Here is a 25,318-nt window from a genome sequence, read left to right as displayed (position 1 = left end):
ATGGACTTTGTGACTCTTACCTCGACGGAGCACATCGCTTCGAACAGTCGCGTTGTTGCCGTATTCCTGTCGGTGGCTCCCGCGGTGTTACTGTCTGCAGGTTTTTGCTGCACAATTGCTTGGTGCCTGAGCGTAACGTACATGGGGGTCATGCTTGCCGTCGCCGCTGGCGTGGCTGTTGCGCTGAGCGTTTTGGATGTTTCGCTGGCGTCGAAAAAGACCTCCCTCTGGATAGCCTTGGCTGCGGCGTCCGTGGCGCTTTTATGCGCGCTCTTAGTTCCTTCGGCGCGCTGGGGCTTCTATGCGTGCACCAATGCCGTTATCGCTCGCGTCAACTCGATCTGTGAGCTGTATATTCCATTGGTGGCAGACGCCGGCCTGCTGTGTGAATCTGTGCCGCTGGCAGTGCTCGCCGGTATGTTTGCCGGCTCACTCGCCTGGCTTTTTGCCAACTTGAGCGTTTCGTGGCCCACGCTCTTAATAATCGTTATCTGCGGCTCGGCCTCCATGGAGCTGCAGGCTGGTGATTCTGCGATATCTATGACACTGGGCGTTGCGGGCTGGCTTGTCCAGTGCCGTGCTGGCGAGTTGCGGGGCTCTACGGTAGGTTTGCCCCAGGTTCTTTTTGGTCTTGGTGGCCTGTGCGCCGCATGCGGTGTTCTCTTTGCGCTGATCGTTGCCCTTGTGCAGCCTCTTCCCGAGGTGCCCGCCCTGTCGGCGTCTGCCGTCAAAGCGGTCCAGAACGTTCGATTTGGGGATGATTCGCTGCCCGAGGGCGACCTTTCGCAAGCGGCGGACATGAACGAAGGCGAGTCCACGACGCTGTCGCTTGCCGCCAGCAAGACGCTCGGCGACGACCTGCTCATGAAGGGTTTTGTGGGCACGACGTTTGATGGCATGTCTTGGGGGCGCGGCGACTGGATGTCCTACGAGGGCGAATGGTCCGGCATGCGTGAATGGCTGCGTCAGAACGGTTTGACGGTAGCCGAGCAACGCGCCGCGTTTGATACCGAGACCGAGCGTGAGGGCGGCGAGCCTGTCGAGGCGGTTGAGATTTCAGTCAATGCCTCGGGCGCCAACCGCAGATACACCTATGCTCCCTATACGCTGCGCTCGCTGAGCGGTGCCGACGCAATGTTGACGGGCTCGACGATGCTAAGCATGGACCTTTTGCCGTCTAAGGCGTATCGCGTGATTGTCGATAACGTGCCGGTGGATGACGTCATTGCAGATTCGAGCTGGCTGGCGTCCTCCAAGAGCGACTATGCAAAAAGCGAGCGGGTGTACGCCGCTTTTGTTCGCGATAATTACTTGGACGTTCGCGAAGAGGAGCGGGATGCCATCGATGCATACCTGTTCTCGAGCGACAGCTGGGATGCTGGGGCGACTGTTTCGGATACAGCCGTGATCAGTCGCGTGCGCACGATGTTGGCTTCGCTTGCGGGACAGACGGATAACCCGCCAACCTATACCGGGGCGACGTCGTTTGTCGCGTGGTTCTTGGGCACGGCGCACGAGGGCAACTCTGCCTACTTTGCCACGGCGGCGACGCTTGCGTTTCGATCTGCGGGGATTCCCGCGCGCTATGTCGAGGGCTATCGGGCAGCAGATGATCAGCTGGCCGCTGCTGTTGGGGCAGGCGTAGCGCTCAACTTGACGGCTGCCGATGCGCACGCGTGGACCGAGATCTACCTTGACGGTCAGGGATGGACGCCCGTGGAGGTCACCCCTGGATACTATAGCCAGACGCTCGATGCCGATAAGATTATCGATGTGGGCGAGGCATGGAGCAACGGCGCCAACGATAAGACGCTCGATGCGGGCTCGGTCGCAGGACAGGCCGAGGATAAGCATCGCGAGGATGAGCCGGTAATGCATAACATTCCCGTTGTGGCCAAAGTTGGGGTCGGTTTGATCGGCACGGCGATTGCCGCCCTGCTCGCTCTGTTTGCTCGCAGGTTTGTCTTGCGCGCTCGGCGCACGCGGGCTATCGAGAGCGATGAGCAGGATATCTGCGTGCCGGCGCTCTATGGCTATCTTGCCCTTGTGATGAACCAAAGCGGTCTCGACGCCTTTGACGAGACCAAGCCGCTCGATTGCCTGGATGCCTTTGCTGCAGTGTTCCCCCAGATTGACCCGTGGGAATACCGTCGAGCGATTCGACTTCATCAAGCTTATGCGTTTGGTGGCCGCCAGCTTAAACCGAACGAGTTGCGCACGCTCCGACGTTTTACCGAACGCCTGCATCGGAGCATGCCGGCTCCGCAAACTGTTATTGAACGCTTCCGCCGCTACATGCTGCACGCGTTGTAGAGGGAGTAGGTCTACGTGTTTTCTAAATATCCTCAACATATGGCTTCGCACAAGAACGCGGCGTCGGCCAAATTAAAAGGCCCGCGGAATGCGTCCGCGCGCGTTCAGCATGCCGCTAAAAATATGTATCGCGCCAAGCCTTTGGCTGCAACGCGCGTTGTGGCAGCGGCGGTTTCGGTTGCTGCGGTCGGCGTATTTGGCGCGGTCGCCTTTGAGTTGGCTCAGAGTAATCTGAGCTTCGATCCTTCGGGGTATATCGCTGCATACAGTCACGGTGACGCGGAGTCCGGCGAGGCGTATCGGATCAGTCCGCTCTCGACGGATGCCGAGGCAAATCGTCATGACGAGGATAGCGACAGCCGGGACACGAGCGCACGTGAGCAGCAGGCGCGGCTCGATAATGCGCAGGGACAGGTAAATCTGACGGGGCAAAGCGGCACGACCGCCTACAACGTTACCGGCAGCGCCGATGGAACGGGCGTAGGAGTTGCGGGTGGTTCGGGCAGCGGCGCGGGCGGCGCTGGCGGCTCGGGAGGCGGGCAAAACGTTCCCGTTATCAATGCGGGCGGAGCATCTGGCGGCAATGCCGGCGGCGGTGCGGGCGGAAACGGTTCGGGCGGTAACGGCGGTGGTGGCGGCTCGGCCACCTCGACGGCCAATTCCTACAAGTATCTTCTTGCGGACCCCGCGCCCCAAAAGGGTGCCCCCATGGGAGACACAACGTTCTTTACGCAGTTTAACGGTGCAAATGGATTGATCGATCCCCATGAGGTGCAGATTTCACCCATGGAGGATGCAATCTACGATGGGCAGATGCTCGACGCCTGGACGCTGTTCTGCGCCATGGATGTCCACTGGAGTGACGACAAGGGCCTCTACTATCTTGCCTGCACCAAGGACGAGTTCGCCTCGTTTCCGTATCTCCGCATCGACTCGTGGACCAATGCCGCGGGCGAGAAGAATCCGGCGCTGTGCTCGAGCCAGCTGCTCACGGTAAGCGTCTCGCTGCGCTTGTCGCAGGATACGGCGTGGACGACGCGTAACGTTACCATCCAACCGGCGCGGTCGCGCCTGTTTGTGGTCGGCCAGCCCGATTCGATGGGCCAGCGAAGCGTGATTTGGAGCACGCTGAGCTCCAAGGAGAACCTGCTGGGTGTCAACACACAAGAAGCCTTTATGAAGCAGGCGGGCCATGTCGATTCGGAGGGCTACCTCAATGCCTTGTTGCTGGGGTGGCGCGAGAACGAGGCGGCCGTCCCGTATTTCTACACGCTGACACCCGGTCGCCATGTGGTGGTTCCCGGCGACATCGTGTCCATCGACCCCGCCTACAAGGTGCGTTTTCAGGGTTATGCTCTCGACGAGGACTATCGCTTTGACGACGACCCTACCAGCCTCAATAACTCACGCCTGCAGACGCTTGTCGATGTGGATGAGTCGGTCGTGTCGGTCGATGGCGGGGGCGAGACGCTCAGCGTTCCGCAGGGTGTGCAGGCGGTCGACGCCTATACCGACAGTCGTCAGCGTGAAGTCTTTACGTGGCAGATCAACAATCTAGAGCTACCGTCCTCGGTGTACTACGTCAACGTCAATGCGGGCTTTCAGGTGCTCGATGCCTACCGTGTCGCGTCGGATAACCCCGTCTATGCCGCAACGGATGAGGGTATCTTGACCTCTCGCGATGGCAAGGAGTATCTGGGCGTTCCCTACCGTACGCGCGAGCTCGATGTTCCCGCCGATATTGCCCATGTCGTCATTCCCGATCGCAATAAGCTCGATCGTATTGTTCTGCACGCGTCCAAAGAGGGCGAGTTGCCCCAGATTGACGTGAGCAATCTGCAGGACAGCACCCTGGTCGTCGACGATGCCGCGCTGCTCGATTTTATTACCGAGCACGCGGACGAACTAGAGAATGCCTACGGCGTATACGTGTCGCCCGCGACCAACCCCAGTGTCCAGCTCACGTACTCACAGGGGCTGGTGTACAACATTAATTCGCAGCTCGAAAGCGACCTGTGCTATGTGCTCGATACGGGTTCCAATATTGCCCTGGTGCAGATTTCCAACACCATCAAGAAGGGTGCCTTTGCGGGCAACACGTCGGTTGACACGCTGGTACTCATGCCGTGGTTTGACGATAGGGTGACGCTCGAGGACGGCAGCCTTGCGGGCGGTTCCGTGCGGACCATCGTGTGCGCAACCGACGAGCAGGTCGCGTATGTCGAGCAGCATAAGGCTGCTGCCGGTGCACCCGATGCGCGCGTGATTAAGATGAGCCTGTCTCAAGATGGGTACTTGTATTACGCCAACGCCGGCAAGACGATTTTGCTGTCCGCTGCAGGCGATGAGGATGGCAACCTGTCCGCGACCTTTGACGGCACCTTGCTTGCGGATGGCGGCAAGCAGCTCCAAGTAGATTCCATCGCACCGTATGCTTTCTCGGGCGATGCGGAGCTCAGGTTTGTCAATCTGGGCGAGAAGACGAGTGCCATCGGCCGTAACGCGTTTGAGAACTGCCAAAACCTTCAAGGTGTGTTTATCGGCACGCCTGATAGCATCGAGGTGGGGGCGGATGCCTTTAAGGGCTGCACGGGCCTGGGCTTTGTGGCGTCGCGTGCTAAAAAGGCTGTCTTTGCCACGACCGAGAATCCCAATCCGGCCGGCTGCACCTGGTATGCGTCCGATGGCGAGCTGCAGGGCTACGACAGCCGCTTTGTCACTGTCGACGGCATTTACGATTTTGCTTGCGATGCCCAAAGCGACGACGCGCCCCTTCTCTACGGCTATTACGATGGCGACGAGGAAGGCAAGCCAAGCATCCTGCTCGGTGCGCCCTCGATGCTCAACGGTACGATTGAGCTGCTGCCGAGTACGATTGAGATCTTTGGCGGCTATTCCTTGTCTGGCGCCAAGGACCTGCCTGGTGCCTTTGAGGGGACCGGAGGCGCGTGGGATGTCGATTGGGCTTCGGCTCCCAAGCTGGCATATATCGATCGCTATGCCTTCAGGAATTCCGGCATCGCCGGCGACCTGAACATCGATCTTCCCGATAACGATATCTACGTCGGCGTGTCGGCGTTCGAAGGCTGCACGAATCTTGTCTCGGCGTCTGTGCACGCGGCAACGATCGAAATCAGCGATCAGGCATTCATGGACTGCCCGAGGCTCGCGAGTGCATCGTTTGTGGCGGATACCAATGGCGACTACGACGCAGCTACGGGTGCGGGCTCTCGAAACTACCTGGCGTCATCGGTGTTTGGCAATGATGCCGCCTTTACGAACTTGACCGTCGGTACCGGTATCGCGACGCTGGGCTATCCATCGCCGGGTGTGGGTTTCTTCTTGGACGGCGCAACCGATGTCCAAGAGGAGGCCAGCCGCATTCACCTGTCGTTGCCCAGCGGCATGGAGCAGGACTACCTCAATGCATGGGTCTACGGACTCATTGGCTACGACGACTACGACACGTATTATGGCGTTGTGGAATTTGGCATGCTTTCCGATTGGTTCATGGGGGAGGGTCCGGAGCCGACGGCCGATGCGGTTAGGGCGCAGATGGCTCAGAACCTATTGGAGCCCGAGAATCGCCTGCGAACCATGATGGGGCTGCCGTTGGTCGAGGCTTCTACGGTAATACAGGCGGGTGGCGATGCGGCCGAGAGCCATGAATGGGAGATAGAGGACAACGGTGACGGTACTGCCACGCTGGTCTCGGCGCCGTCCGATATCGGGCGTGCCGATCTGGCGAGCGTGTTGACGGGGCCAACCGTAATCGACTCGAACGCCTTCTCGCGCTGCTCGAACCTCACCGAGATTGAGCTGTGCGATAAGGTGGTCGGCATCCAGAGCGGCGCGTTTATGGGCTGTAGCGATGTGACGGTGACGCTGCCTTCTGGCTGCCCGCTGCCGGAGTTGCTGGGCGGGATGGAGAGCATGCCGTTCTCGTTTGGCGGCAACGTGGCGCTCGATATTGCCGAGGTCGATCGCGAATCGCTGCTCAAGACATGGCCTCGTCAGATGGTGGGAGTTGCCACGGATGACGAGGAAGCCGACTACGTTGAGAGCAAGTGGTTCGGCAACGTCAACATGGATACGTTTGAGTCGCCGACGTTCGATGTGCTCAATAAGGCTGTAAATGAGCCCATCATGGAGTGTGAGAATTGCCTGCGCTCGCTGATGGGCATGGAGGCCATAAGCGATATCGGCGAGCTCGCCGCCCCCATCGATATCAATAAGTATCCGCAGTATTGGATTGCCGGCTAGGCAGGTTATGAGACGAGGCGGCCCCAGTCGATGGGGCTGCTGCCGTTTTGCTCGAGCAACTCGTTGGCAGTGGAGAAGGGGCGCGACCCCATAAAAGCGGGAAGTTCTGCCGTGGCGCGATTTGCCGAAAGCGGCGAGGGGTGCGTAGAGGCTAAACAGAACTTGCTGCTTTCCCTGCCCGCGCCGGTCGCGGCGAGCTTGCCCTCGACCATCTGCTGGGCAAAGCGGCCCCATGCCAAAAAGACGACCGGCTGGGGCAGCTGGCAGCAGCGCTCGATAACGTAGTCGGTAAGCGTGCTCCAGCCCAGCTTGGCTTGCGAGTTCGCGGCATGCTCGCGCACGGTGAGCGTTGTGTTGAGGAGCAGGACGCCCTGTTGAGCCCAGGGGGTGAGGTCTCCCGTGGCGGGAATGGGGCAGTCCAGATCGGCTTTGAGCTCCTTATAGATGTTACGCAGGCTCGGCGGCAACTTGGTTTGCGTCGCGGGGACCGAAAACGACAGCCCCATGGCCTGGTTGGGCCCGTGATAGGGGTCTTGACCCAAGATGACGACCTTGACCTGGTCGGCCGGCGTGTAGGCGAGGGCATTGAGGATGTCGTCTTGTGCCGGGTAGATGGTCTGCACGGCACGCAAAAGGGCGATGCGCTCGAGCAGCTGGTTCGTCGTGTCACGTACCGGCTGCGGCGCATCGCCCAACCAAGTTGCTATGTTGCGGTCGCGGGTTGCGGTGTCCATGGGGCTCCTTTATGGCAGATGCTCTGTTGGTATCTATTGTAAAGGCGCACCGGTTGCCTTTATGCCACGGCTGTATGAAGAGCGGAGTCTACGAGACGTGCTCGGGCGCTCCTGCCATATGAGCGTGTCCATGTGCGCGAAGGCGCGGAAGCTCGACGGTTGCCACCATGACGCCGGTGAGGATGAGGGCGGCGCCAAAGAAGGCGATGGGGCTCAGGACCTCGCCGACCAGGAAAAACGAGAAGACGGCGGAGCAGACCGGCTCGAGCGAGAAGGCGAAGCCAGTGGTTTCGGCAGGTACGTGGGGCTGCACGAGCGTCTGGGTGATAAAGCCGTAGGCAGAGCAGACGAGTGCGAGCGCAACGATAACGACGATCTCGCTCGGCGTGCTGGGAAGCGTGAAGCCGCCAAAGGTAAATGCGGCGATACCCGAGAACAAGCCGCCGAAGCCCAGCTGCCAAACGCCCAGAGCCAGTGGATCGACTTCTTCGACAAAGCGCTTGGCGATGATAATGTGGCCGGCATAGATAAAGGCCGAGAGCAGCATGATGATCGCGCCGGGATTCAGGCTGGTAAAGTCGGCGCCCGAGAGCAGCAACATGCCGCAGGTGACGATGGCTGTGCCGATGAGCGCCTTGCGCTCGGGGGCGCGACGCAGCAGGGCCGCGTTGGCAAACGGCACGATCACGACCGTCAGGCTCTGCAAAAAGCCGGCGGTGGAGGCGGAGGTGAGGCTGGAGCCCAGGCACATGCAGGTGATCTCGGTTGCCATGATGGCGCCGATGATGGCGGCGCGGACCATCAGGTCACGGTTGATGCGCACCGCGTGCTTGTGGAAGAGCAGCAGGCAGGCCGCAAAGGCGATGATGCAGCGCAGCGCGACGATGCTCGTGGCGTTCATGCTGTCCATGCCGATCTTCATGAGGGGGTACGAAAAGCCCCATGCGACGGGAACGGAAAATGAGAGCGCGATTGCTTTTTTGCGATCCATGGGACTCCTTTTGTTACAGAACGGTTTCGCAAAAAGGATTCTGCTCCCAGATATGGATGTAGTAAAGAGAATGTATCTTCAGTATGATTAAGAAATACTAATGTTGGAAGAAAAAACCCTGGCAAAACGTTTTACGGCTACATCGAAGTGGAGGCACGATGGCATCGCGGTATCAGATTGTATGTATGGTGGTCGATTGCGGCAGCCTGAAACGTGCCGCCGACGCGCTGGGCTATACGCAAAGCGCGGTGAGCCAGGCCGTCAAGGCGCTCGAGCGCGAGCTGGGCACCACGATTATCGAGCGCGGCAAGCAGGGCGTCTCGCTTACGCGCGACGGCAAACAGTATCTGCCGTATCTGCGCCAGATCGTAACGGCCGAGGCCGAGCTCGAGGGCAAGCGTCAGGAGTTGCTGGGGCTTTCATCGACCGACATTCGCATTGCGACGTTTACCAACGTGAGCCGTACCGTGCTGCCGCGCGTGATCCGCGACTTTGGGGCCCTGCATCCGGGCGTGCGCTTTACCCTCAAGCAGGGCGATTACACGCGCAACGCCCAATGGGTGCACGATGGCGTGGTTGACTTTTGCTTTACGGCGCGTGGATTTACCACAGGGCTCGAGAAGCGCGTGGCCTATCATGACGAGCTGGTGGCGCTGTTGCCAGCCGCCCATCCGCTGGCGGCAAAGGAAAAGGTGACGCTCGCCGACCTCGCGTCCGAACCGTTTGTGCTGCTGGATGAGGGCGAGCAGAGCCTGGTGCTCGATGCATTCGCGGCGCACGGGCTGTCCCCGCACGTGACAAGTGAGGTTACCGACGACTACACCATTATGGCGATGGTGGAGGAGGGCCTCGGCGTGAGCATGCTCTACCGGCGTACGGTCGAGGGCATGCAGGCTGATATTTGCGTGCGTCCCATCGTGCACGCTCCCTCACGCGACGTCGTGGCAGCCTGGCGCAGCTGGGATACCATGCCGATCGCCACGAGGCGCTTTATCGACTACATGAGCTCACATATCGTGAGCTAGTTGCCGATGCGCCACCTTGTTGGATGTGTCTAGCGCGCCCCAGTCTTGGCTTGCGCCAGACGATAGGTGCGTGCCGGATGGCAGAGCAATACCGCCACGACCATAAAGAACGCTGTGGTGCCCAGGCTGATGGGGTAGACCATCATGATGTTCGCAAAGGTGCGGAAGTGCGGGAACACGCAGAACACCCAATAGAAGCGGATGCCGCAGACGCAAATCATGGTGATGAGGGCGGGCATGAGCGAGATGCCAAAGCCGCGCAGATAACCGGACATGTTTTCGTAGAACATGCTAAAGGCGTACGCCGGGAAGATCGAACACACGCGGATATAGCCGATCGAGACGATGTTGGGGTCGCTGTTGAACAACGCCAGGATCTCGCGCCCCAGACCGACGATGACGATAATCGTGGTGAGTGCAACGATGCCGCCTTCGACCAGGCAGACCTTGAGCGTTTTGGTGCAGCGGTCGATCTGGCGGGCACCGTGGTTTTGTCCCACAAAGGTGGTGCAAGCCTGGCTAAAGCTGTTGAGCAGGTTGTAGCACACGTACTCCAGGCTCATGGCAGCGCTGGATGCCGCCATGACCTCGGTGCCCAGGCTGTTGATGGCGGACTGGATGATGATGTTGGCGACGGCAAAGACAGCGCTTTGGATGCCGGCGGGCAGCCCGATCTTGACGATGCGCTTGAGGGCGACGGGGTCGATAGCCAGGTCGCGTGGGGTGACGCGGACGACGGAGTCAGTCTTGAGCAGGTGGACAAAGAGCGTGCCGGCGCTGACGGTGTAGGCGATGGCGGTGGCGATGGCGACACCCGCGACGCCCCAGTGGAGCACGGGGACAAAGATGAGGTCCAGGCCAATGTTGAGGACGGTGGACACGGCGAGCGCCTGCAGCGGCATGCGGGTGATGCCGACGGAGCGGAAGATCGCGGCCTCAAAGTTGTAGAGCAAGATCGAGGGCATGCTGAGCAAAAAGACGCGCAGGTAGAGCGAAGCGAGCGGCATGGTCTCGGCAGGCACGTTGAGCGCAGTGAGCATGGGCTCGGCAAAGATCTCGCCCAGTGCGATGACGACAAAGCCCACGAGCGCCATTAAAATCGAGGTATGGACGGCGCGTTTGACCATGTTCTGATCGTTGCGGCCGATAGCGTTGGCGATGACCACGTTGGAGCCAAGCGACATGCCAATAAACAGGTTGATCATAAGGCTGGTGAGCGGCACGTTGGAGCCGACCGCTGCCATGGCGAGGGTTCCCTGGTCGCCCGAGAAGTTACCGATAATGACCGTGGCGATGAGATTCGACAGCTGCTCCAAGATGCTCGTGGCGGCGACGGGGAAGGCGAACAGGGGAATATTGCGCCACAGCGAGCCGGTAGTCATGTCAATGTGCTTAGATGCGGTATCAGCCATACGCTCTCAATCTCTAACATGCTCTTTTGTGCTTATTTGCGCAGACGATGATACTCCCAATGCAACCAGTCGGCACTTAGGGACGTTCCTTTTCTGCCGGCAGTTGGGGACACTCCTTAGTCATTTAAGAACGTCCCCAATGACTAGGTGGGGGAGGCGTGCGACAATGGTGGGCGTTGTGTTGTCCGCGCTAAGGAGTTGCCATGTTGTTGTGTCCCGTTTGCCATGAGCCGTTGGTGGACGACGAGCGCGGTGCCGCATGCGCGGGCGGACACCGGTTTGACCGTGCGCGCGAGGGCTATCTGTACCTGTTGCGCTCGTCCAAGAGCGGCGACTCCATGGGCGATCCCAAGTCGCAGGCGCGCAGCCGTCGTGACTTTCTAAACCGCGGTTACTATGCGCCGTTGCGCGATGCGATGGTTGGGCTGGTGCGCGAGCAGGTGTCTGGGCGTGCGGCGTCTACGGGCACTCCTGTGACCTTGCTCGATATTTGCTGTGGCGAGGGCTACTACACCAGCGCCATGGGTGCGGTGCCGGGCGCGGATGCCTACGGGTTCGACTTGGGCAAAGAGATGGTGCGCCTGGCCGCCAAGCGCGGCGATGCGACCTACTTTGTGGCCAACATGAAGGACATCCCCGTGGCGGGCGGCGCCTTCGATATGGTGACCGAGCTCTTTGCCCCCTTCAACGAGCGTGAGTTTGCCCGCGTGCTGGCACCCGAGGGCTCGCTCTACACCGTGGTGCCGGGTGCTCGGCATCTGTTTGGGCTCAAGGAGGTGCTCTACGACACGCCGTACCTTAACGATGAGAAGCTGCCGAAGACCACCGAGCTGGAGCTGGTCGGGACGCAGCGGGTGTCTGCGAACATTACGCTCCAGACCCAGGCCGACATCGAGGCGGTGTTCCAGATGACGCCGTACTATTACCGTACGCGCCCCGCCGACAAAGAGCGCCTGGCAAACCTGGACACCCTTCAAACCGACATCGACTTCATCATCGCCGAGTACCGCCACTAACCTACCAAAAAGGGACAGGTTTATTTTGGCAGGTTTTATCTGGGCAAATGCAAAGGGTCGACTGCGTTGCTGCGCGATCGGCCCTTTTAGTTGCTTGATAGCAGGGGTTATGGGAGGCAGGTGCCTACAGGCGGTCCTTGTTTTCGGCCTTAATGTCGTGTGCCTGCTGAATAAAGAGCAGGTCGTACACCACGATGACAAAGGCGCCAAAGTTGATGGCGTCGCCGCCAAACGCGGGAAGCGTGAGCACGGCCCGCGCAATCGTGGCGATTGCGGCGACGATGCCGAGCTTAAACGCGCCATCCACCTGCGAAGGCTTGTTGGCGCCCTTGATGCCCGCAACGCCCGCGGCAAGATCGACAACGCCCTTGGCGACCAGCACGACCGCGGCGAGCATGGCGTTCGATCCGTAGGTGGACTCGAGCTTGCCGGTCGCGATGCCGGCGATTCCCATGACGAGACTGGCGATGCCCAGAACAAAATAAATCAGGGCAAGGATTTTGAGTGTCTTGCGAGCGGCGCTCATAGCTGGTCCTTTCGATGCGGGCGCGGAGAATCTGTCGCACCCAGGTTGCGGCACATATCGTGAAGCACATTGTAGTTCAACGGGGCGATGCGTGCGTTTGAAAGCGTTTCTTACCTGCACGGTCCAACCTTTCAAAAAGGAAAGCTGGGCGTAAGTCAAATCGATGGCAGCGCATGCGCGGCGCTGCGATGATGAGGCCATGGTAAGAGCTGGACCGAAGGAGGAGCCATGATGTACGGAGTCAAGCAAGTGGATGAGCCGCGGTCGCTGGGAAGGCGCATGAGTGATTCTGTGATCGCTGCCGTGTGCACGGTATTGATGGCTGTGCTTTGCATTGGGATGCTGTGGACCATGTCGCATGTGGGACAATAACGGACGGTTGGGTGCCAACTGAGGTGGCGCTCACGTATTCGTTTTGTTTGCTAAGGAGTGTCCATGGGCGTCGTCGATCCCTTTTCTGTTGCTCGGGCTGCTGGGCTCGAGCTCGTGCGGACGTCCGAGGGCCTTACGCTCACCGACGGCACGATGGAGTTGCGTGCCGATTTTGGCCGCATGCTTCCACGGCTCAAGCAGGGTCGTCTGCAGCAAGAGCTGCTGGTAAAGGCTGCGCGCGCAAAAGGCATCGAGCAGCCGTGGGCGATTGACGCCACGGCAGGCTTTGGCGAGGATTCGCTGCTGCTGGCGGCCGCGGGCTTTACCGTCGATTTGTATGAACAGGATTGCGTGATTGCGGCGCTCCTCAAGGATGCCTTGGATCGCGCGGCAGATGATCCGGCGCTTGCGGTTGCCGTGTCGCGTATGTGCTTACATGCGGGCGAGGACAGCATTGCTGGCCTTCGCCATACAGCCGAGCTGATCGGGCAGGGCGAGCTTGCCGCTCCCGACGTGGTGTATCTGGACCCCATGTTTCCCGAGCGCACCAAGAGCGCGGCGGTGAAAAAGAAGTTCCAACTCTTGCACCATTTGGAACAGCCGTGTGCCGATGAGGAGACGCTGGTCGAAGCTGCGCTTGCGGCGCGCCCGCGCAAGGTCGTTATCAAGCGGCCGGTAAAGGGCCCGCTGCTTGCCGGCGTTAAGCCGAGCTATCAACTTGCGGGCAAGGCCGTTCGCTATGATGTTTTGGTGCCGCCGCGCCCGTAGCTTGCGTGCGATGGCCGGCGCTTCGCCAGCGCCGTGCCGATGCGGGGTCTATTTCCAGGGGTGCGACGTCAGATGCCACCCGCCGCAGTATTCGCATTTGTAGCAGGCTAAACCACGCCGCCCACGGTTTTCGCAGTCGGCCATAGCGGCCTCGGCCTCGGCGCGTGTGTCGTAACGGTTTTTGCGCTCGCACGACTTGTAGCGCCAGGCCTCATCGCGCTCGGCGTCCAGGGCGTCGCGGCGCTCGTCCTCGCGCGCAAACAGGTCGCTCATATCGCCGCCCGTGGCAGCGCCCAAAAACTCGCTTTTGGCCTTTGACCAGGCGGCTCGCTTTTTGCTTCCCATCTGCTTCGTGCCCTTTCCAAACGCTGGTATCATTGCTCAATCAAAGTGATACCAATAAACGTGAGGTCGCCGCGTGATGATCAGAAAAACCCTCGATACCGACATTCCCGCCGTCATGGCTATCTATGATGCCGCCCGCGCCTTTATGCGCGCGCATGGCAACGCCACGCAGTGGCCCGAGGGCACGCCTTCGACCGAGCAGTTGGCTGCCGATATCGCCGCTGGTGGCAGCTATGTGTGCGAAGTCGACGGTCGCGTGGTGGCGACGTTTGCCTTTTTGCCGGGCCCGGACGAGTGCTATGACGTCATCGAGGACGGTCAATGGCGCAGCGACACTCCGTACGCCGTGCTGCACCGCGTGGCATCCGACGGCACCGTGCACGGTATCGCGGCCGCGATGTTTGCCTTTGCCAAGGAGCGCGCCGACCATCTGCGTATCGACACGCACGCGGACAACCTGCCCATGCAGGGCGCGAGCATGAGGGCGGGGTTCGAGCGCGCCGGCGTCGTGTATGTGTCAGACGGCACGCCGCGTGTTGCGTTCGACTGGCTGCGCGAGGCATAAGAGCGGGGACGCGTATCAGCAATCCATATACATGAAAATGGCCCCGGATGGGCCCTTTTTGATCGCTGGGCTGTTAAGGGGAGGTGCCGGCTTTCGCAAGGCGCGAACCTGCGAAAATCGCCGCGCGGCAACGCGGGGCGATGAGCTCGGTCGGGGGATAGGGCCCGCTTCGCCCGCCGGCCCGTAAATTGTATCATCCAGTGTGGAACGAGGGTGCCCGTTGCCACGTGCGATGGGCTTGCAATAAGAGGAGAGCCATGTCGAAGCAAGCGGTCGTTGGAATCTTGGCGCATGTCGATGCCGGCAAGACTACGCTGGCCGAGGCCATGCTGTTCAACGCAGGTCGCATTCGCAAGCGCGGCCGTGTGGACGACGGCGACTCGCACCTGGATACCAACGCTATCGAACGCGAGCGCGGCATCACGATTTTCTCGTCGCAGGCCGTGCTCGACCACGGAGATGCCCACGTCATGCTCGTGGATGCACCCGGCCACGTCGATTTTTCTGCCGAGGCAGAGCGCACATTGCGTGCGCTCGACTACGCGATTTTGGTTGTGGGCGCCAACGACGGCGTGCAGGGACACACCGAAACCCTGTGGCGCCTGCTTGCGCGCTATGACATCCCGACGTTCGTCTTTATCAACAAAATCGATTTGGAGAATCCTGGCCGCGATGTTTTACTGGCGCAACTTGGGCAGCGCCTTTCCGAGGGCTGCCTCGATGCGAACGAACTGCTGGCGGGCGGCGCCGCTTGGGAGGACGCTGCCGCGTTGGACGAGGCGGCCCTCGAGGAGTTTCTTGAGACGGGTGAGCTTTCCATCGCAACGCTGTCGCGCATGGTTGCCGAGCGCAGGCTCTTTCCCTGCTTTGCCGGCTCGGCGCTCAAGGACCAGGGCGTGGGCGAGCTGCTGGATGGTATGTGCACGCTGATGCGTGAGCAGGCGTGGGCCTCGGAGTTCGCCGCGCGTGTCTATCGTGTCAGCCGAGGTGTTCGCGGCGAGCGCTTGGCTTGGATAAAAGTGACCGGCGGCACGCTGCGTGCAAAACAGATGATTGACGGGCGCTCCGGTGCCGAGGTATGGGAGCAGAAGGTCGATCAGGTGCGCATCTATAACGGCGAGAAGTACGAGCTTGCCCAGGAAGTTGCCGCTGGCGGTATTTGTGCCGTGACGGGTCTTGCGCACGTTCGCCCAGGGGACGCCTTGGGCGCGGAACCCGCGTGCGATGCGCCCGTCATTGCGCCAGTTCTCACCTATACGGTGCTTCCGGGCGAACACGACGTCCACACGGTGTTCAAAGCATTGACTGAGTTGGCGGATGAAGATCCTATGCTCGGCGTAAGCTGGAATACGCATCTTGAGCAGATTCATTTGCAGTTGATGGGCGCCGTGCAACTCGAGGTCGTACAGCGGGTGTTGGTCGATCGCTTTGGCCTTTCGGTTGCGTTTGAGTCTGGCGGCATTCTCTATAAGGAGACTATTTCGCAGCCGGTCGAGGGCGTGGGCCACTTTGAGCCGCTGCGCCACTATGCCGAGGTGCATTTGCGCCTGGAGCCGTTGCCAGCGGGTTCGGGCGTGCAGTTTGGCACCGTGACCTCGACCGACAAGCTCGATCTTAACTGGCAGCGTTTGGCACTCACCAACGCCATGGAGCGCGATCACCTGGGCGCACTGACCGGCTCGCCCATCACCGATGTGCGCATTGCGCTTACGGGCGGCCGCGCGCATGCCAAACACACCGAGGGCGGCGATTTTCGCCAGGCCACGTACCGCGCGATTCGCCAGGGTTTGATGCAGGCGCGTGAGGTCGGCGCAGCCGTGCTGCTGGAGCCGTGGTATCACTTTGAGCTCGAGGTGCCGGGGGAGTGCGTGGGCCGGGCGCTCTCGGATGCCACGCACATGGGCGCCGAGTACAAGCCGCCGACGATGGCGGGAGACCGGGCGAAGCTTGTGGGTCGCGTGCCGGCATCCGAGGTGCAGGATTATGCGCTGGAGGTGGCTGCCTACACGAGCGGTCGCGGTCATCTGTACCTGGAGTTCGCCGGCTATGCGGCTTGCCATGATGCCGAGCGCGTCATCGAGGCGGCCGCCTATGAGCCCGAGGCCGATCTGCCCAACACGCCCGATTCGGTCTTTTGCTCTCACGGCGCCGGCTATACCGTCAAGTGGTACGACGTACCCGCCGCGGCGCACGTAAAGATCGATCCCGCCACCTTCCGCCCCTATCGCCCCGCCGACGCGGAATTTTTCGGCCACATGTGACAAAGGGACAGCTCCTTTGTCACATTCAGTTGGTATAACTCGGTATAAGTTGGTATAACTATTGCAGGCCTTTGCCAATCCGAGGAGGCCGACATGAATCCAAATCCCTTTAAGCCAACGGCTGGTAAGCGGCCTCCGATACTCATCGGTCGCGAGTCGGTCATCGAAGATTTTGAGGAAGGGCTCGATAACGGTGCCGGAGCGCCGGGCAGACTCATGCTCATTACAGGAAACCGCGGCTGTGGCAAAACAGTTCTCCTGCGGGAGCTGCAACGTCTGGCCAGTGAGCGCGGATGGGCGGTTGTCTCCGATACCGCTTCGCTTGGTTTATGCGACCGCTTGGCCGACGCACTCCGCTCGAATAAGCCCGTTGTGACGTCAATGGAGTTTGGCCCATCGTTTGGACGGATGTCGGTTGAGGCGGCGCGGGCAAAAGGCGAGACGTTGCGAGGGCTGGTCAACGAACGTCTCAAGAAACTCGGCCCAAGCAAGGGTATTCTGTTTGCGATTGACGAGGCTCGATCTGCGTCTATCGAGGAACTGGCGGCTCTCGCCGTTCTCTATCAGCAGGTGCTCGGAGATCAGGATGCCACGGGCTTGCCCGATAGCGACCAGCGAGGTCTTGCGTTGGTCTTTGCCGGCTTGCCCAGTATGGTTGACGATCTGCTCGAAGAGCCGAGCGTGACGTTTTTGCGACGTGCCCAGCAGCGTACGTTGGGGACGATTTCTTTGCCCAAGGTGCGCGATTCGTATATCCAGACGGTCGAGTGTGCCGGTCTTTGCGTTGATGCGGGGACGGCGGACCTTGCAGCGCACAAGAGCATGGGGCATCCCTATATGGTTCAGCTGGTGGGATATTACATGTGGCGGTCTGCTGTCCGGCGTGGCTCGCAAGTCATTGAAAGGCGCGATGTCGAGGATGGCCATGCGGATGCCGTCTCCGAGTTCTACGAAGCGGTTGACGCGCCTCTGTATTACGGGCTGCGCACCCCACAGCGTCTCTTTATCGAGGCCATGGCGGTTGACGAGGACAAGCCGACGCGTATGGCGGATATCATTGAGCGCTGCGACCGCACCCAGAGCTGGGTGAGCAAATACCGCGCGAGCCTGATTCGCGAGCGCGTCATCGAGGCCGCCGGATACGGCCTCGTCCGGTTTGCCGTGCCCATGCTGGGCGAGTACATCCGCGAACGCATTTTATGGCATGAGTAGGGTGATAAAAGTGACGGAACAGAAGATGAGCCCGCAGGCTATCGAGGTGCGTGGCGCGCGCGTGCACAACCTCAAGGACATCGATATCGATATCCCGCTGGGAAGGCTCGTGGGTATTGCCGGCGTGTCGGGCTCGGGCAAGAGTTCGCTGGCGCTGGGAGTTCTTTATGCCGAGGGCTCGCGCCGTTACCTGGAGGCGCTCAGCACCTATACCCGCCGTCGCCTAACGCAGGCCGAGCACGCTCAGGTGGATGAAGTGCTGCACGTGCCGGCGGCACTCGCGTTGCATCAGCGTCCCAGTGTGCCGGGCGTGCGCTCGACCTTTGGCACCATGACCGAGCTCAACAATAGCCTGCGTCTGCTCTTTAGCCGCTGCGCCCATCACGTGTGCCCGCATTGTGGGGCGCGTGTGGAGCCGAGCCTTAACGTGGCTGCGGGCCTGTCGCTCACGTGCCCCGCATGCGGTCACGAGTTCTACGCGCCGGGCGCCGAGGACCTTGCCTTTAACAGCGGCGGCGCGTGTCCTACCTGCGGCGGTACCGGCGTCATGCGCGAGGTGGACGAGGCGAGTCTGGTGCCCGACGAGTCAAAGACCATCAACGAGGGCGCGGTGCTTCCCTGGGGCACGCTCATGTGGGATCTGATGAAGCAGGTGGCTGGCGAGATGGGTGTGCGCACCGACGTGCCGTTTAACCAGCTCACGCCTGCCGAGCGCGATACCGTGTTTCATGGTCCGGCGGTTAAGAAGCACATTCTTTACGTTCCCAAAAACGGCGAGGGCGCCACGCCGCTCGACTTTACCTATTACAACGCCGTCTATACCGTTGAGAATGCGCTCGCCAAGGTTAAGGACGATAAGGGACTTAAGCGCGTAGCTCGCTTTTTGCGCGAGGGCCCGTGCCGCGATTGCGGCGGCACGCGTCTCTCCGAGGCTGCGCGCCAGCCCCAGGTGCGTGGTATCAATCTGGCACAGGCGGCGGCCATGACGCTGGGCGAGGCGATTGAGTGGGTGCGCGAGGTGCCTTCATCCTTGCCGGCCGAGATGCGGCCCATGGCCGGGGACATCTGCGATTCGTTTTTGAGTACGGCCCGCCGCCTGGTCGACCTGGGCCTCGATTACCTTTCGCTCGACCGCGCCGGTGCCACGCTATCCACAGGTGAGCGCCAGCGCGTGCAACTTGCCCGCGTGGTGCGCAACCGATCGACGGGCGTGCTGTATGTGCTGGACGAGCCTTCGATCGGCTTGCATCCCGCCAATGTCGATGGCCTGGTGGGCGTGATGCGCGATCTGGTGGACGACGGCAACACCGTGGTTGTTGTCGACCACGACACACGCGTGCTGGCAGAAGCCGACTATCTGGTCGAGATGGGTCCCGTTGCCGGAGCGGGCGGCGGTCATGTAATCGCCGCCGGTTCGGTGGACGAGGTCGAACAATCGCAGGGTAGCCGCATCGCGCCGTTTTTGCGCTCGGACCCCAAGCGCCTGCGCCCGCAGGTGGCTGACGACGAAATGTTCGATCTGGGCCATATCCGCATGGCGACCGATGCCATCCATACCGTCAAACCGCTTGAAGTCGATATCCCGCGCGGCCGCCTTGTCGCGGTAACGGGTGTTTCAGGCTCGGGCAAGACGACATTGGTGCTCGAGACGCTCATCCCGGCGCTCAAGGCGCAAGCGGCCGGCGAGCGCCTGCCCAGGCACGTGCGTTGGATCGATGCCGATGACATTGCCCGCGCCAACCTGATTGACGCTACGCCCATCGGCGCCAATGTGCGCTCGACGGTGGCAACTTATGCCGACATCCATGATGAGCTGCGCCGCGCCTTTGCCCGTGCGCCCGAGGCCAAGGCGGCCGGCTACAAGGCGGGTGCTTTTAGCTACAACACCGGCGCCTTGCGCTGCCCTACGTGCGACGGTACGGGCTCGATATCGCTCGACGTGCAGTTTTTACCCGATGTCGAAATCGTCTGCCCGGCATGTCGTGGTTCGCGTTATGCAGACGTGGCTTCACATATCCATCGCGAGGGCAAGGACGGGAGTCTGCTTACGTTGCCTCAGCTCATGGACATGAGCGTGGACGAGGCCATCGACGCCACACTGGGACTCAAGAAAGTTCAGACGCGCTTGCAGACCTTGCACGACCTGGGATTGGGTTATCTCACGCTTGGTGAGCCTACGCCGGCGCTTTCGGGCGGCGAGGCGCAGCGCCTTAAGCTTGCGAGCGAGATGGGCCGCGTGCAGGATGATGCCGTGTTCGTGTTCGATGAACCCACGATCGGCCTGCACCCGCTCGATGTTCAGGTGCTGCTGAGTGTGTTTGACGGCCTCGTTGCCAAGGGCGCCACAGTTATCGTGATCGAGCACGACCTCGACCTTATCCGTAACGCCGATTATGTGATCGACATGGGTCCGGGCGGTGGCGATGCGGGCGGGCGAATCGTCTACGCCGGTACGCCGGGCGACATCGCAGCTTGCTCCAAGAGCATTACCGGCCGCTATCTATAGGCGATGTGACAAAGGGACAGTCCCTTTGTCACATCCGATGCCTATTTCACGCATTGAGCTGCGAGATAGTCGCGGAAGAACGGTAATTCAAAAGCGACGATTCCGCGCCCGCGTTCTCCAATGATGCCGGCGTCTATCATGCGGCGTCGGTAGCGGGAGACCTGTTGCGGCGAACGCTTAAGGCGCTCGACAAGGTCAGCGGTGGTGGACTCTTCTTCGTCATCGAGCATGGCGATGAGAAATCGCTTGTCCTCTGCAGTGAGTTCCCGGTAAGTCGCTGCGAGGATTCGGTCGTCCATTTCATCGCGTGCGATTTTGATTCCCTGGTCAAAGTCGCGAGATGATATTTCCCTCGAGTTGCTCGTGAGATCCCAGGCGCGGTAACCCACAAGCTGCAAAAGGAAAGGAAAGCCCGAAATCGAGCGAACGGCCTTGTCGATTCCCTCGGCATCCGCCAAACGGTCGTTTTCCTGGATCGTTCGGATCAAGGCCTCGCGCACGTCATAGTCGGCAATGCGACCCAGATGATATTGCTGGGCGCGACGAAGGAACGAGACCGTCTTGTGATTCAGTAACGTCGAGACGTTGTTAGGAAGTCCCGCCATGAGCAGCGCGACGCGTTTCCCATCGGTCACAAAGTGCTGATACGTGGCTGCGAGCTGGATCATCTCGTCGAGCGTCGGGTCGACCTCATCAACCGTGACGAGCAGGCCGGTGCCCGTTTCGTTGAGCTGGTCGATGATGCCGCTCATGCGATAACGCCAAGTCGAGGCATCGTGAACGCGATTGACCTCGATACTGCCGAGCGGCGCGATTCCAAGGCCGGTGACTTCGAGGTGACTGGACGAGTCGATGAGATGGACTGCGGCGCGTTTCGTCCCGAACTCGATTTCCTCAAGCATTCCAGGGAGCGCGGTCGTCTTTACGGCTATCCAGCCGTGGGATTCCGCCCTTGTCGCGAGCGACGACATGAGAGCGGTTTTGCCGGTTCCACGCGCGCCTGAGAAGATCGAGGTCAATTCCGGGCGTCTACGCTGACTCAAGAAGGCACGGTCCAAATCCCGAATAATCTGTTGTCTGCCGGCGAGATGGGCAGGAACCTCGCCAAAGCTAGGGGTAAACGGGTTTTCGAGATATTCCACAAGGCTCTCCTTTCGCATCGCCGTTTAACTTCATTTTATTCTAGTAAATTCTGATTAAAAGCGATGGCTCGTTATTTGGTGCATCAATGTGACAAAGGGACTGTCCCTTTGTCACATTCCCGGAAAGCCTGTCTGGCGCAGGGCCTCGTAGAGGACGATGGCGGCGCTGTTGGAGAGGTTGAGTGCGCTGATGCGGTAGTCGTCCGGATTGACGAAGTTGCCGCAGATATCCTGCCGAAGGATGGCCTCGTGGCTGTCCTCGGTATGTCCCAGCGATTCCTCGTGGGCTTCCCATGCCTCGGCGTTGTCAAGCGAATCGCAATCGCGCAGCATCGGGATGCGCTCGCAGCGCTCGGGCGCCGCGGCAAGCAGTGGCTCGGGAATCCCCGAGCTCTCGCTGCCAAAGACCAGATAGTCGCCGTCGCGGTAGGTGCTTTGCGCATAGGTGCGGCGTGCCTTTTTGGTCAACAGATGTAGGTGCTCGTCGGCAGGGGAGAGGCCATTGCGCGCAAGGAAATCCTCCCAGCCGGCATATGTCGTCACGTCCAAGTTTTGCCAGTAACCCAGGCCGGCGCGACGCACCGTCTTGTCGTCGAGCGAAAAGCCCAGCGGTTCCACCAGATGCAGGCGTGCGCCGGTAACCACGCAGGTGCGGCCGATATTGCCCGTATTGGCCGGAATCTCGGGTGCATACAGCACGATATTGAACATGAATCTCCTTGGCTCAGAATGAAAAACCACCACGAAGGGGACAGGCACCTTCGTGGTGGTTAGGCGGTTACGTGGGCGGAAAACGCCCGCTTTGATAACCTAGGCGCGGTGCCAGTCGGTCAGGCAGGCATCGAGGGCGGCGATGAGCGCGTCCTTGTCCATGTGACGCCCGATGATGCACAGGCTCGTCATGCGGTCGCCCGTCTCGTCGTCCCAAATCTGCATGATCTCGGGGTTCTCGTCGATAATCTTCTGCTTCTCGCCCTCGGGCGCAGAATCGACAAACAGACCGTTCTCCATCAGGCGCATCTGGTGGCCGGCCTGCTCAAACATGTAGCACATGTCCGGATCGCCGGTCTGCCACAGCGGACCCTTGACGCGAATGACTTCGTCGGGCCACTCCTGCTCAACAAAATCGGTGAACTTCTGCAGGTCAAACGGCTTGCGGCGCGAGTACACAAAGGTCTCGATGTCGTACTCGAGCACCTCGGGGTCGTCGTGCTCCTCGGGATGCTCCATGGCCTCGATCCAAGCGGCGGAGTTGTAGGCGCGCATAAAGTCGAAGCGGCCGGTGTCGAGCAGCTCCTCCATGGGGACCTCACCGTTTTGGGCCTCGACAATCGCGGCGTCCTTCTGCAGGCTGCGCACGATGGCCTTGAGCTCGGCAATCTGCTCGGGCGTGACGGTATCGGTCTTGTTGAGGATCAGCGTAGAGCAAAACTCGATCTGCTGAATGAGCAGGCTCTCGATGTCATCCTCGTCAATGTCCTCGGCCAGCAGGTCGCGACCGCCGTTGAACTCGTCGTACATGCGGGCGCAGTCGACCACGGCCACGATGTTGTCGAGCGCGAGCTTGGGCTCGCCGCCCACCTTGGCCTCGTCGCAGAAGCTCGAGATGGTGTAGGCGATGGGGATAGGCTCGCAAATACCCGAGGCCTCGATGATGATGTAGTCGAACTTGCCCGAATCGGCGATGCCCTGCAGCTGGTTGGCCAGGTCGTCCGAAAGCGTGCAGCAGATGCAGCCGTTGGTGAGCGGGATGAGGTCGTCGGTCTCGGAAAGGCCGCCGTCGGCGATAAGGCTAGCGTCGACGTTGATCTCGCCGATATCGTTGACGATCACGGCGGCGCGGATGCCGCCGTCGTTGGCGAGGATGTGGTTGAGCAGCGTGGTCTTGCCGGCACCGAGGTAGCCGGTAAGCATGATGATCTTCACGGGTTTGTTGGGCATGTGCCCTCCTTTGTTAGACATGGCTTACAGTTGAATCTTATGCCAAACGCCTGCTCTTATACCCACGCGCCGACAAATAACACAGGCTACTCCCAGGCTCCCCATACATCAGGGCAATAACCGGCGGTGGCCTTTTTGCCGTTGCGCACGATGGGCTCGGCCAGAACCTGCTGGTTCTCGAGTAGCTTGTCGAAGCGCTGGCTGGGGGTGAGGTGCTGGATGAGTGCGAGCGTCTCCTCGTCCTTAGCCTTGGGGTTGAGCAGCTTGTCGATGCCGCCGACCGCCTGCATCACGCTCGTGAGCTCGCCCTTGCTCATCTCCTTTTCCTTAAGGTCGATAAACTGCACCTTAATGCGGCGCTCCTTAAAATAGCGCTGGGCCTTCTTGGTATCGAAGGACTTTTTGGTGCCGAAGATTTGCACGTTCATATTTATGTTCCGCCGTTCTACCGAATAAAGTTGGTTCGCTCGCGATCGGCCTCGGGGGCTTCGATGCCGGCGGCCTTTCCCGCCTCGATGCAACGCAGCAGCCAGGCCATGTTTTTACCGATGTTTCGCATGGTGGCAAGGCCCTCGGCGTCCTGGGCGGCCTCGCCCGGCATGGCACCGAAGACGTTGTTCCAGTAGGTGGATGCTACCACGGGCATCTGGTTGATGGTGAAGTACTTGTTGAGCACGTCGAAGGTGGTCGACGTGCCGCCGCGACGGGCAACGGCGACAGCGGCGCCCGGCTTGTGCGTAAAGGCCTTGCTGCCTGCATAGAATGCGCGGTCGAGTGCCGAGAGGATGCGTCCGCTGGGATGTGCGTAGTAGACGGGCGAGCCAAAGACAAAGCCGTCGGCCTGTTCGGCGGCAGCGATCAGCTCGTTGACCACGTCGTCGTCAAAGGTGCAGCGACCGCTAAGCTTGCCACACTGGCCGCAACCGATGCAATCGCGAATAGGCTTGGCGCCCAGCTGAAACATCTCGGCCTCGATGCCTTCGGCGTTAAGCTGCTCGGCGACCTCGGCGAGTGCGCGGGCCGTGTTGCCGTTTGCCTTGGGGCTGCCATTGACCAAAAGAACCTTCATCACAAACTCCCTCTGCTGTCGGTGACTTCTGCAGAGGATTATCGCACGAGCGGGCAGATGGCGTGGGGCACGATGCCGGCCCCGAGGGCCCACGGCAGGCACGCTTACCAGGTACGAGCGGGATACGGTCCAGAGGATGTTGGAGTGCGGGGCCTCGTGCGAGCAGATTGTAAGGGGTCTGGGCGGGTCGCCCTCGATGGCGAGCTTTGAGGCCTTGGAAGGCGGGCTGCTGCGGCGGCTATGGTTTATACTAAGGCGGTTGCTATCGAGTAATTCATACTTGGTTTGATTCGATTGTGAATGCGTAACTAGGATGGAAAGCAAAGGAAACTCTATGGAAACAGAGGATGCTGTTTGCTTGATGACTTCGATTGCCTTGATTGTCCTTTCAATCCAATACCGAAGAGGAAGATGGCTCTGCTCAATTGCTGGATATGATGTCACAAAAAGGGAGAGCGAGATTGATATACGCCCTTACGCAAAGCTGATTTCTTCTGTGACGTTATGGATGGGGCTGCTGTTTTTCTTGTGGGCGGTAGAGGGCTGGGTACGCGATTGGAATACCAGCGTTTTTGAAGTTTTGGTTCTACTTCTGTTCAGCTTGGCCTCTTTGTCGTTCGTGCGGCTCGTTAGGTTTGTGTTTATGAGGCGATAGCCAGCGGAAGTGGCTGGACGACAAAATGGACCAATGCAGCCAATTGTCAATAGAATTTGATAGGCTTGGCTTAACAGATTTACTCGAGGGCATATCCGTGGCGGGGGATAGGTTCTATCTTGTTGAGCACTTATTTGCATCAGGCAAAGTAAACCAAGAGTATCGAAACGGTGCCCCCGGGCCCCGGGAGGGACTGAGGGGA

Annotated in this window: 20 protein-coding genes; 10 read left to right on the top strand and 10 right to left on the bottom strand. The window is 60.3% G+C overall.

Annotated features, from left to right (window positions below; all coding sequences use genetic code 11):
- Both DWW12_RS02405 and DWW12_RS02400 read left to right on the top strand, forming a co-directional pair.
- Positions 1 to 2,313, top strand: a complete 2,313-nt coding sequence (locus DWW12_RS02405) for a transglutaminase domain-containing protein (RefSeq protein ID WP_158564350.1) — start codon at positions 1 to 3, stop codon at positions 2,311 to 2,313.
- Between the two features lie 159 nt (positions 2,314 to 2,472).
- Positions 2,473 to 6,576: a leucine-rich repeat protein gene (locus DWW12_RS02400; protein ID WP_147345455.1), complete on the top strand. Its 4,104-nt coding sequence runs from the start codon at positions 2,473 to 2,475 to the stop codon at positions 6,574 to 6,576.
- 5 nt (positions 6,577 to 6,581) lie between these two features.
- Here the strand turns inward: DWW12_RS02400 and DWW12_RS02395 are convergent, their stop codons facing one another.
- Positions 6,582 to 7,310, bottom strand: coding sequence for a uracil-DNA glycosylase (locus DWW12_RS02395; protein WP_117854803.1), 729 nt, complete (start codon positions 7,308 to 7,310; stop codon positions 6,582 to 6,584).
- A gap of 88 nt (positions 7,311 to 7,398) precedes the next feature.
- Positions 7,399 to 8,301 (bottom strand): DMT family transporter, encoded by a 903-nt coding sequence (locus DWW12_RS02390; RefSeq protein WP_117854802.1) that lies wholly within the window; start codon positions 8,299 to 8,301, stop codon positions 7,399 to 7,401.
- A 158-nt stretch (positions 8,302 to 8,459) separates the two neighbouring features.
- On the opposite strand from DWW12_RS02390, the gene DWW12_RS02385 reads away from it, so the two are divergent.
- On the top strand, positions 8,460 to 9,326 hold the full coding sequence (locus DWW12_RS02385; protein WP_117797711.1) for a LysR family transcriptional regulator: 867 nt from the start codon (positions 8,460 to 8,462) through the stop codon (positions 9,324 to 9,326).
- Between the two features lie 29 nt (positions 9,327 to 9,355).
- Here DWW12_RS02385 and DWW12_RS02380 read toward each other — a convergent pair whose 3' ends face one another.
- Positions 9,356 to 10,738 (bottom strand): MATE family efflux transporter, encoded by a 1,383-nt coding sequence (locus tag DWW12_RS02380; protein ID WP_117854800.1) that lies wholly within the window; start codon positions 10,736 to 10,738, stop codon positions 9,356 to 9,358.
- A gap of 203 nt (positions 10,739 to 10,941) precedes the next feature.
- Here DWW12_RS02380 and DWW12_RS02375 point away from each other — a divergent pair, with 203 nt between their 5' ends.
- Positions 10,942 to 11,754 (top strand): putative RNA methyltransferase, encoded by an 813-nt coding sequence (locus DWW12_RS02375; RefSeq protein WP_117854798.1) that lies wholly within the window; start codon positions 10,942 to 10,944, stop codon positions 11,752 to 11,754.
- A 124-nt stretch (positions 11,755 to 11,878) separates the two neighbouring features.
- On the opposite strand, the gene DWW12_RS02370 is transcribed toward DWW12_RS02375, so the two are convergent.
- Positions 11,879 to 12,280, bottom strand: coding sequence for a hypothetical protein (locus DWW12_RS02370; protein WP_117854797.1), 402 nt, complete (start codon positions 12,278 to 12,280; stop codon positions 11,879 to 11,881).
- Between the two features lie 435 nt (positions 12,281 to 12,715).
- On the opposite strand from DWW12_RS02370, the gene DWW12_RS02365 reads away from it, so the two are divergent.
- Positions 12,716 to 13,420 carry a class I SAM-dependent methyltransferase gene (locus DWW12_RS02365; protein ID WP_117854795.1) on the top strand — a complete coding sequence of 235 codons (705 nt, stop codon included), beginning with the start codon at positions 12,716 to 12,718 and terminating at the stop codon, positions 13,418 to 13,420.
- Positions 13,421 to 13,468: 48 nt separating this feature from the next.
- On the opposite strand, the gene DWW12_RS02360 is transcribed toward DWW12_RS02365, so the two are convergent.
- Positions 13,469 to 13,765 carry a hypothetical protein gene (locus tag DWW12_RS02360; RefSeq protein WP_117854793.1) on the bottom strand — a complete coding sequence of 99 codons (297 nt, stop codon included), beginning with the start codon at positions 13,763 to 13,765 and terminating at the stop codon, positions 13,469 to 13,471.
- Between the two features lie 76 nt (positions 13,766 to 13,841).
- Between DWW12_RS02360 and DWW12_RS02355 the strand changes: the two genes are divergently transcribed.
- The 4 genes from DWW12_RS02355 (at position 13,842) to DWW12_RS02340 (ending at position 20,309) form a co-directional block, all read left to right on the top strand.
- Positions 13,842 to 14,330, top strand: coding sequence for an N-acetyltransferase (locus tag DWW12_RS02355; RefSeq protein WP_117854792.1), 489 nt, complete (start codon positions 13,842 to 13,844; stop codon positions 14,328 to 14,330).
- A 257-nt stretch (positions 14,331 to 14,587) separates the two neighbouring features.
- On the top strand, positions 14,588 to 16,591 hold the full coding sequence (locus DWW12_RS02350) for a translation factor GTPase family protein (protein WP_117854790.1): 2,004 nt from the start codon (positions 14,588 to 14,590) through the stop codon (positions 16,589 to 16,591).
- A gap of 93 nt (positions 16,592 to 16,684) precedes the next feature.
- Positions 16,685 to 17,803: an ATP-binding protein gene (locus tag DWW12_RS02345; protein WP_117854788.1), complete on the top strand. Its 1,119-nt coding sequence runs from the start codon at positions 16,685 to 16,687 to the stop codon at positions 17,801 to 17,803.
- A complete protein-coding gene (locus DWW12_RS02340) occupies positions 17,796 to 20,309 on the top strand; it encodes an excinuclease ABC subunit UvrA (protein WP_199570636.1) in 2,514 nt (837 codons plus the stop codon). Before DWW12_RS02345 ends, DWW12_RS02340 begins: the two co-directional genes overlap by 8 nt.
- A gap of 41 nt (positions 20,310 to 20,350) precedes the next feature.
- Here the strand turns inward: DWW12_RS02340 and DWW12_RS02335 are convergent, their stop codons facing one another.
- The 5 genes from DWW12_RS02335 to DWW12_RS02315 form a co-directional block, all read right to left on the bottom strand.
- Positions 20,351 to 21,451 (bottom strand): AAA family ATPase, encoded by a 1,101-nt coding sequence (locus tag DWW12_RS02335; RefSeq protein WP_117854785.1) that lies wholly within the window; start codon positions 21,449 to 21,451, stop codon positions 20,351 to 20,353.
- Positions 21,452 to 21,562: 111 nt separating this feature from the next.
- Positions 21,563 to 22,162 (bottom strand): tRNA (cytidine(34)-2'-O)-methyltransferase, encoded by a 600-nt coding sequence (locus tag DWW12_RS02330; protein ID WP_117854783.1) that lies wholly within the window; start codon positions 22,160 to 22,162, stop codon positions 21,563 to 21,565.
- A 99-nt stretch (positions 22,163 to 22,261) separates the two neighbouring features.
- Entirely contained in the window at positions 22,262 to 23,392 is a 1,131-nt protein-coding gene (locus tag DWW12_RS02325) for a GTP-binding protein (protein ID WP_117854782.1), read from the bottom strand.
- A gap of 86 nt (positions 23,393 to 23,478) precedes the next feature.
- Complete coding sequence (locus DWW12_RS02320; protein ID WP_117854780.1) at positions 23,479 to 23,820, bottom strand: arsenate reductase family protein; 342 nt, start codon at positions 23,818 to 23,820, stop codon at positions 23,479 to 23,481.
- A gap of 17 nt (positions 23,821 to 23,837) precedes the next feature.
- On the bottom strand, positions 23,838 to 24,461 hold the full coding sequence (locus DWW12_RS02315) for a flavodoxin family protein (RefSeq protein ID WP_117854778.1): 624 nt from the start codon (positions 24,459 to 24,461) through the stop codon (positions 23,838 to 23,840).
- A 334-nt stretch (positions 24,462 to 24,795) separates the two neighbouring features.
- Between DWW12_RS02315 and DWW12_RS02310 the strand changes: the two genes are divergently transcribed.
- A complete protein-coding gene (locus DWW12_RS02310; protein ID WP_117635527.1) occupies positions 24,796 to 25,116 on the top strand; it encodes a DUF3784 domain-containing protein in 321 nt (106 codons plus the stop codon).
- Positions 25,117 to 25,318: the final 202 nt, after the last annotated feature.

It is taken from the genome of Collinsella sp. AF14-35 (genome assembly GCF_003464565.1).
GTDB lineage: Bacteria > Actinomycetota > Coriobacteriia > Coriobacteriales > Coriobacteriaceae > Collinsella.
The sequence above is the reverse complement of the archived record's forward strand: the minus strand, read 5'-3'. Positions and strand labels throughout refer to the sequence as shown.

What these genes read in the sequence shown, in the direction of transcription:
- DWW12_RS02405 (WP_158564350.1), top strand. Translation starts at nt 1, where the DNA reads ATGGACTTTGTGACTCTTACCTCGACGGAGCACATCGCTTCGAACAGT.
- DWW12_RS02395 (WP_117854803.1), bottom strand. Translation starts at nt 7,310, where the DNA reads ATGGACACCGCAACCCGCGACCGCAACATAGCAACTTGGTTGGGCGAT.
- DWW12_RS02390 (WP_117854802.1), bottom strand. Translation starts at nt 8,301, where the DNA reads ATGGATCGCAAAAAAGCAATCGCGCTCTCATTTTCCGTTCCCGTCGCA.
- DWW12_RS02385 (WP_117797711.1), top strand. Translation starts at nt 8,460, where the DNA reads ATGGCATCGCGGTATCAGATTGTATGTATGGTGGTCGATTGCGGCAGC.
- DWW12_RS02380 (WP_117854800.1), bottom strand. Translation starts at nt 10,738, where the DNA reads ATGGCTGATACCGCATCTAAGCACATTGACATGACTACCGGCTCGCTG.
- DWW12_RS02375 (WP_117854798.1), top strand. Translation starts at nt 10,942, where the DNA reads ATGTTGTTGTGTCCCGTTTGCCATGAGCCGTTGGTGGACGACGAGCGC.
- DWW12_RS02370 (WP_117854797.1), bottom strand. Translation starts at nt 12,280, where the DNA reads ATGAGCGCCGCTCGCAAGACACTCAAAATCCTTGCCCTGATTTATTTT.
- DWW12_RS02365 (WP_117854795.1), top strand. Translation starts at nt 12,716, where the DNA reads ATGGGCGTCGTCGATCCCTTTTCTGTTGCTCGGGCTGCTGGGCTCGAG.
- DWW12_RS02360 (WP_117854793.1), bottom strand. Translation starts at nt 13,765, where the DNA reads ATGGGAAGCAAAAAGCGAGCCGCCTGGTCAAAGGCCAAAAGCGAGTTT.
- DWW12_RS02355 (WP_117854792.1), top strand. Translation starts at nt 13,842, where the DNA reads ATGATCAGAAAAACCCTCGATACCGACATTCCCGCCGTCATGGCTATC.
- DWW12_RS02350 (WP_117854790.1), top strand. Translation starts at nt 14,588, where the DNA reads ATGTCGAAGCAAGCGGTCGTTGGAATCTTGGCGCATGTCGATGCCGGC.
- DWW12_RS02345 (WP_117854788.1), top strand. Translation starts at nt 16,685, where the DNA reads ATGAATCCAAATCCCTTTAAGCCAACGGCTGGTAAGCGGCCTCCGATA.
- DWW12_RS02340 (WP_199570636.1), top strand. Translation starts at nt 17,796, where the DNA reads ATGAGTAGGGTGATAAAAGTGACGGAACAGAAGATGAGCCCGCAGGCT.
- DWW12_RS02330 (WP_117854783.1), bottom strand. Translation starts at nt 22,162, where the DNA reads ATGTTCAATATCGTGCTGTATGCACCCGAGATTCCGGCCAATACGGGC.
- DWW12_RS02325 (WP_117854782.1), bottom strand. Translation starts at nt 23,392, where the DNA reads ATGCCCAACAAACCCGTGAAGATCATCATGCTTACCGGCTACCTCGGT.
- DWW12_RS02320 (WP_117854780.1), bottom strand. Translation starts at nt 23,820, where the DNA reads ATGAACGTGCAAATCTTCGGCACCAAAAAGTCCTTCGATACCAAGAAG.
- DWW12_RS02315 (WP_117854778.1), bottom strand. Translation starts at nt 24,461, where the DNA reads ATGAAGGTTCTTTTGGTCAATGGCAGCCCCAAGGCAAACGGCAACACG.
- DWW12_RS02310 (WP_117635527.1), top strand. Translation starts at nt 24,796, where the DNA reads ATGGAAACAGAGGATGCTGTTTGCTTGATGACTTCGATTGCCTTGATT.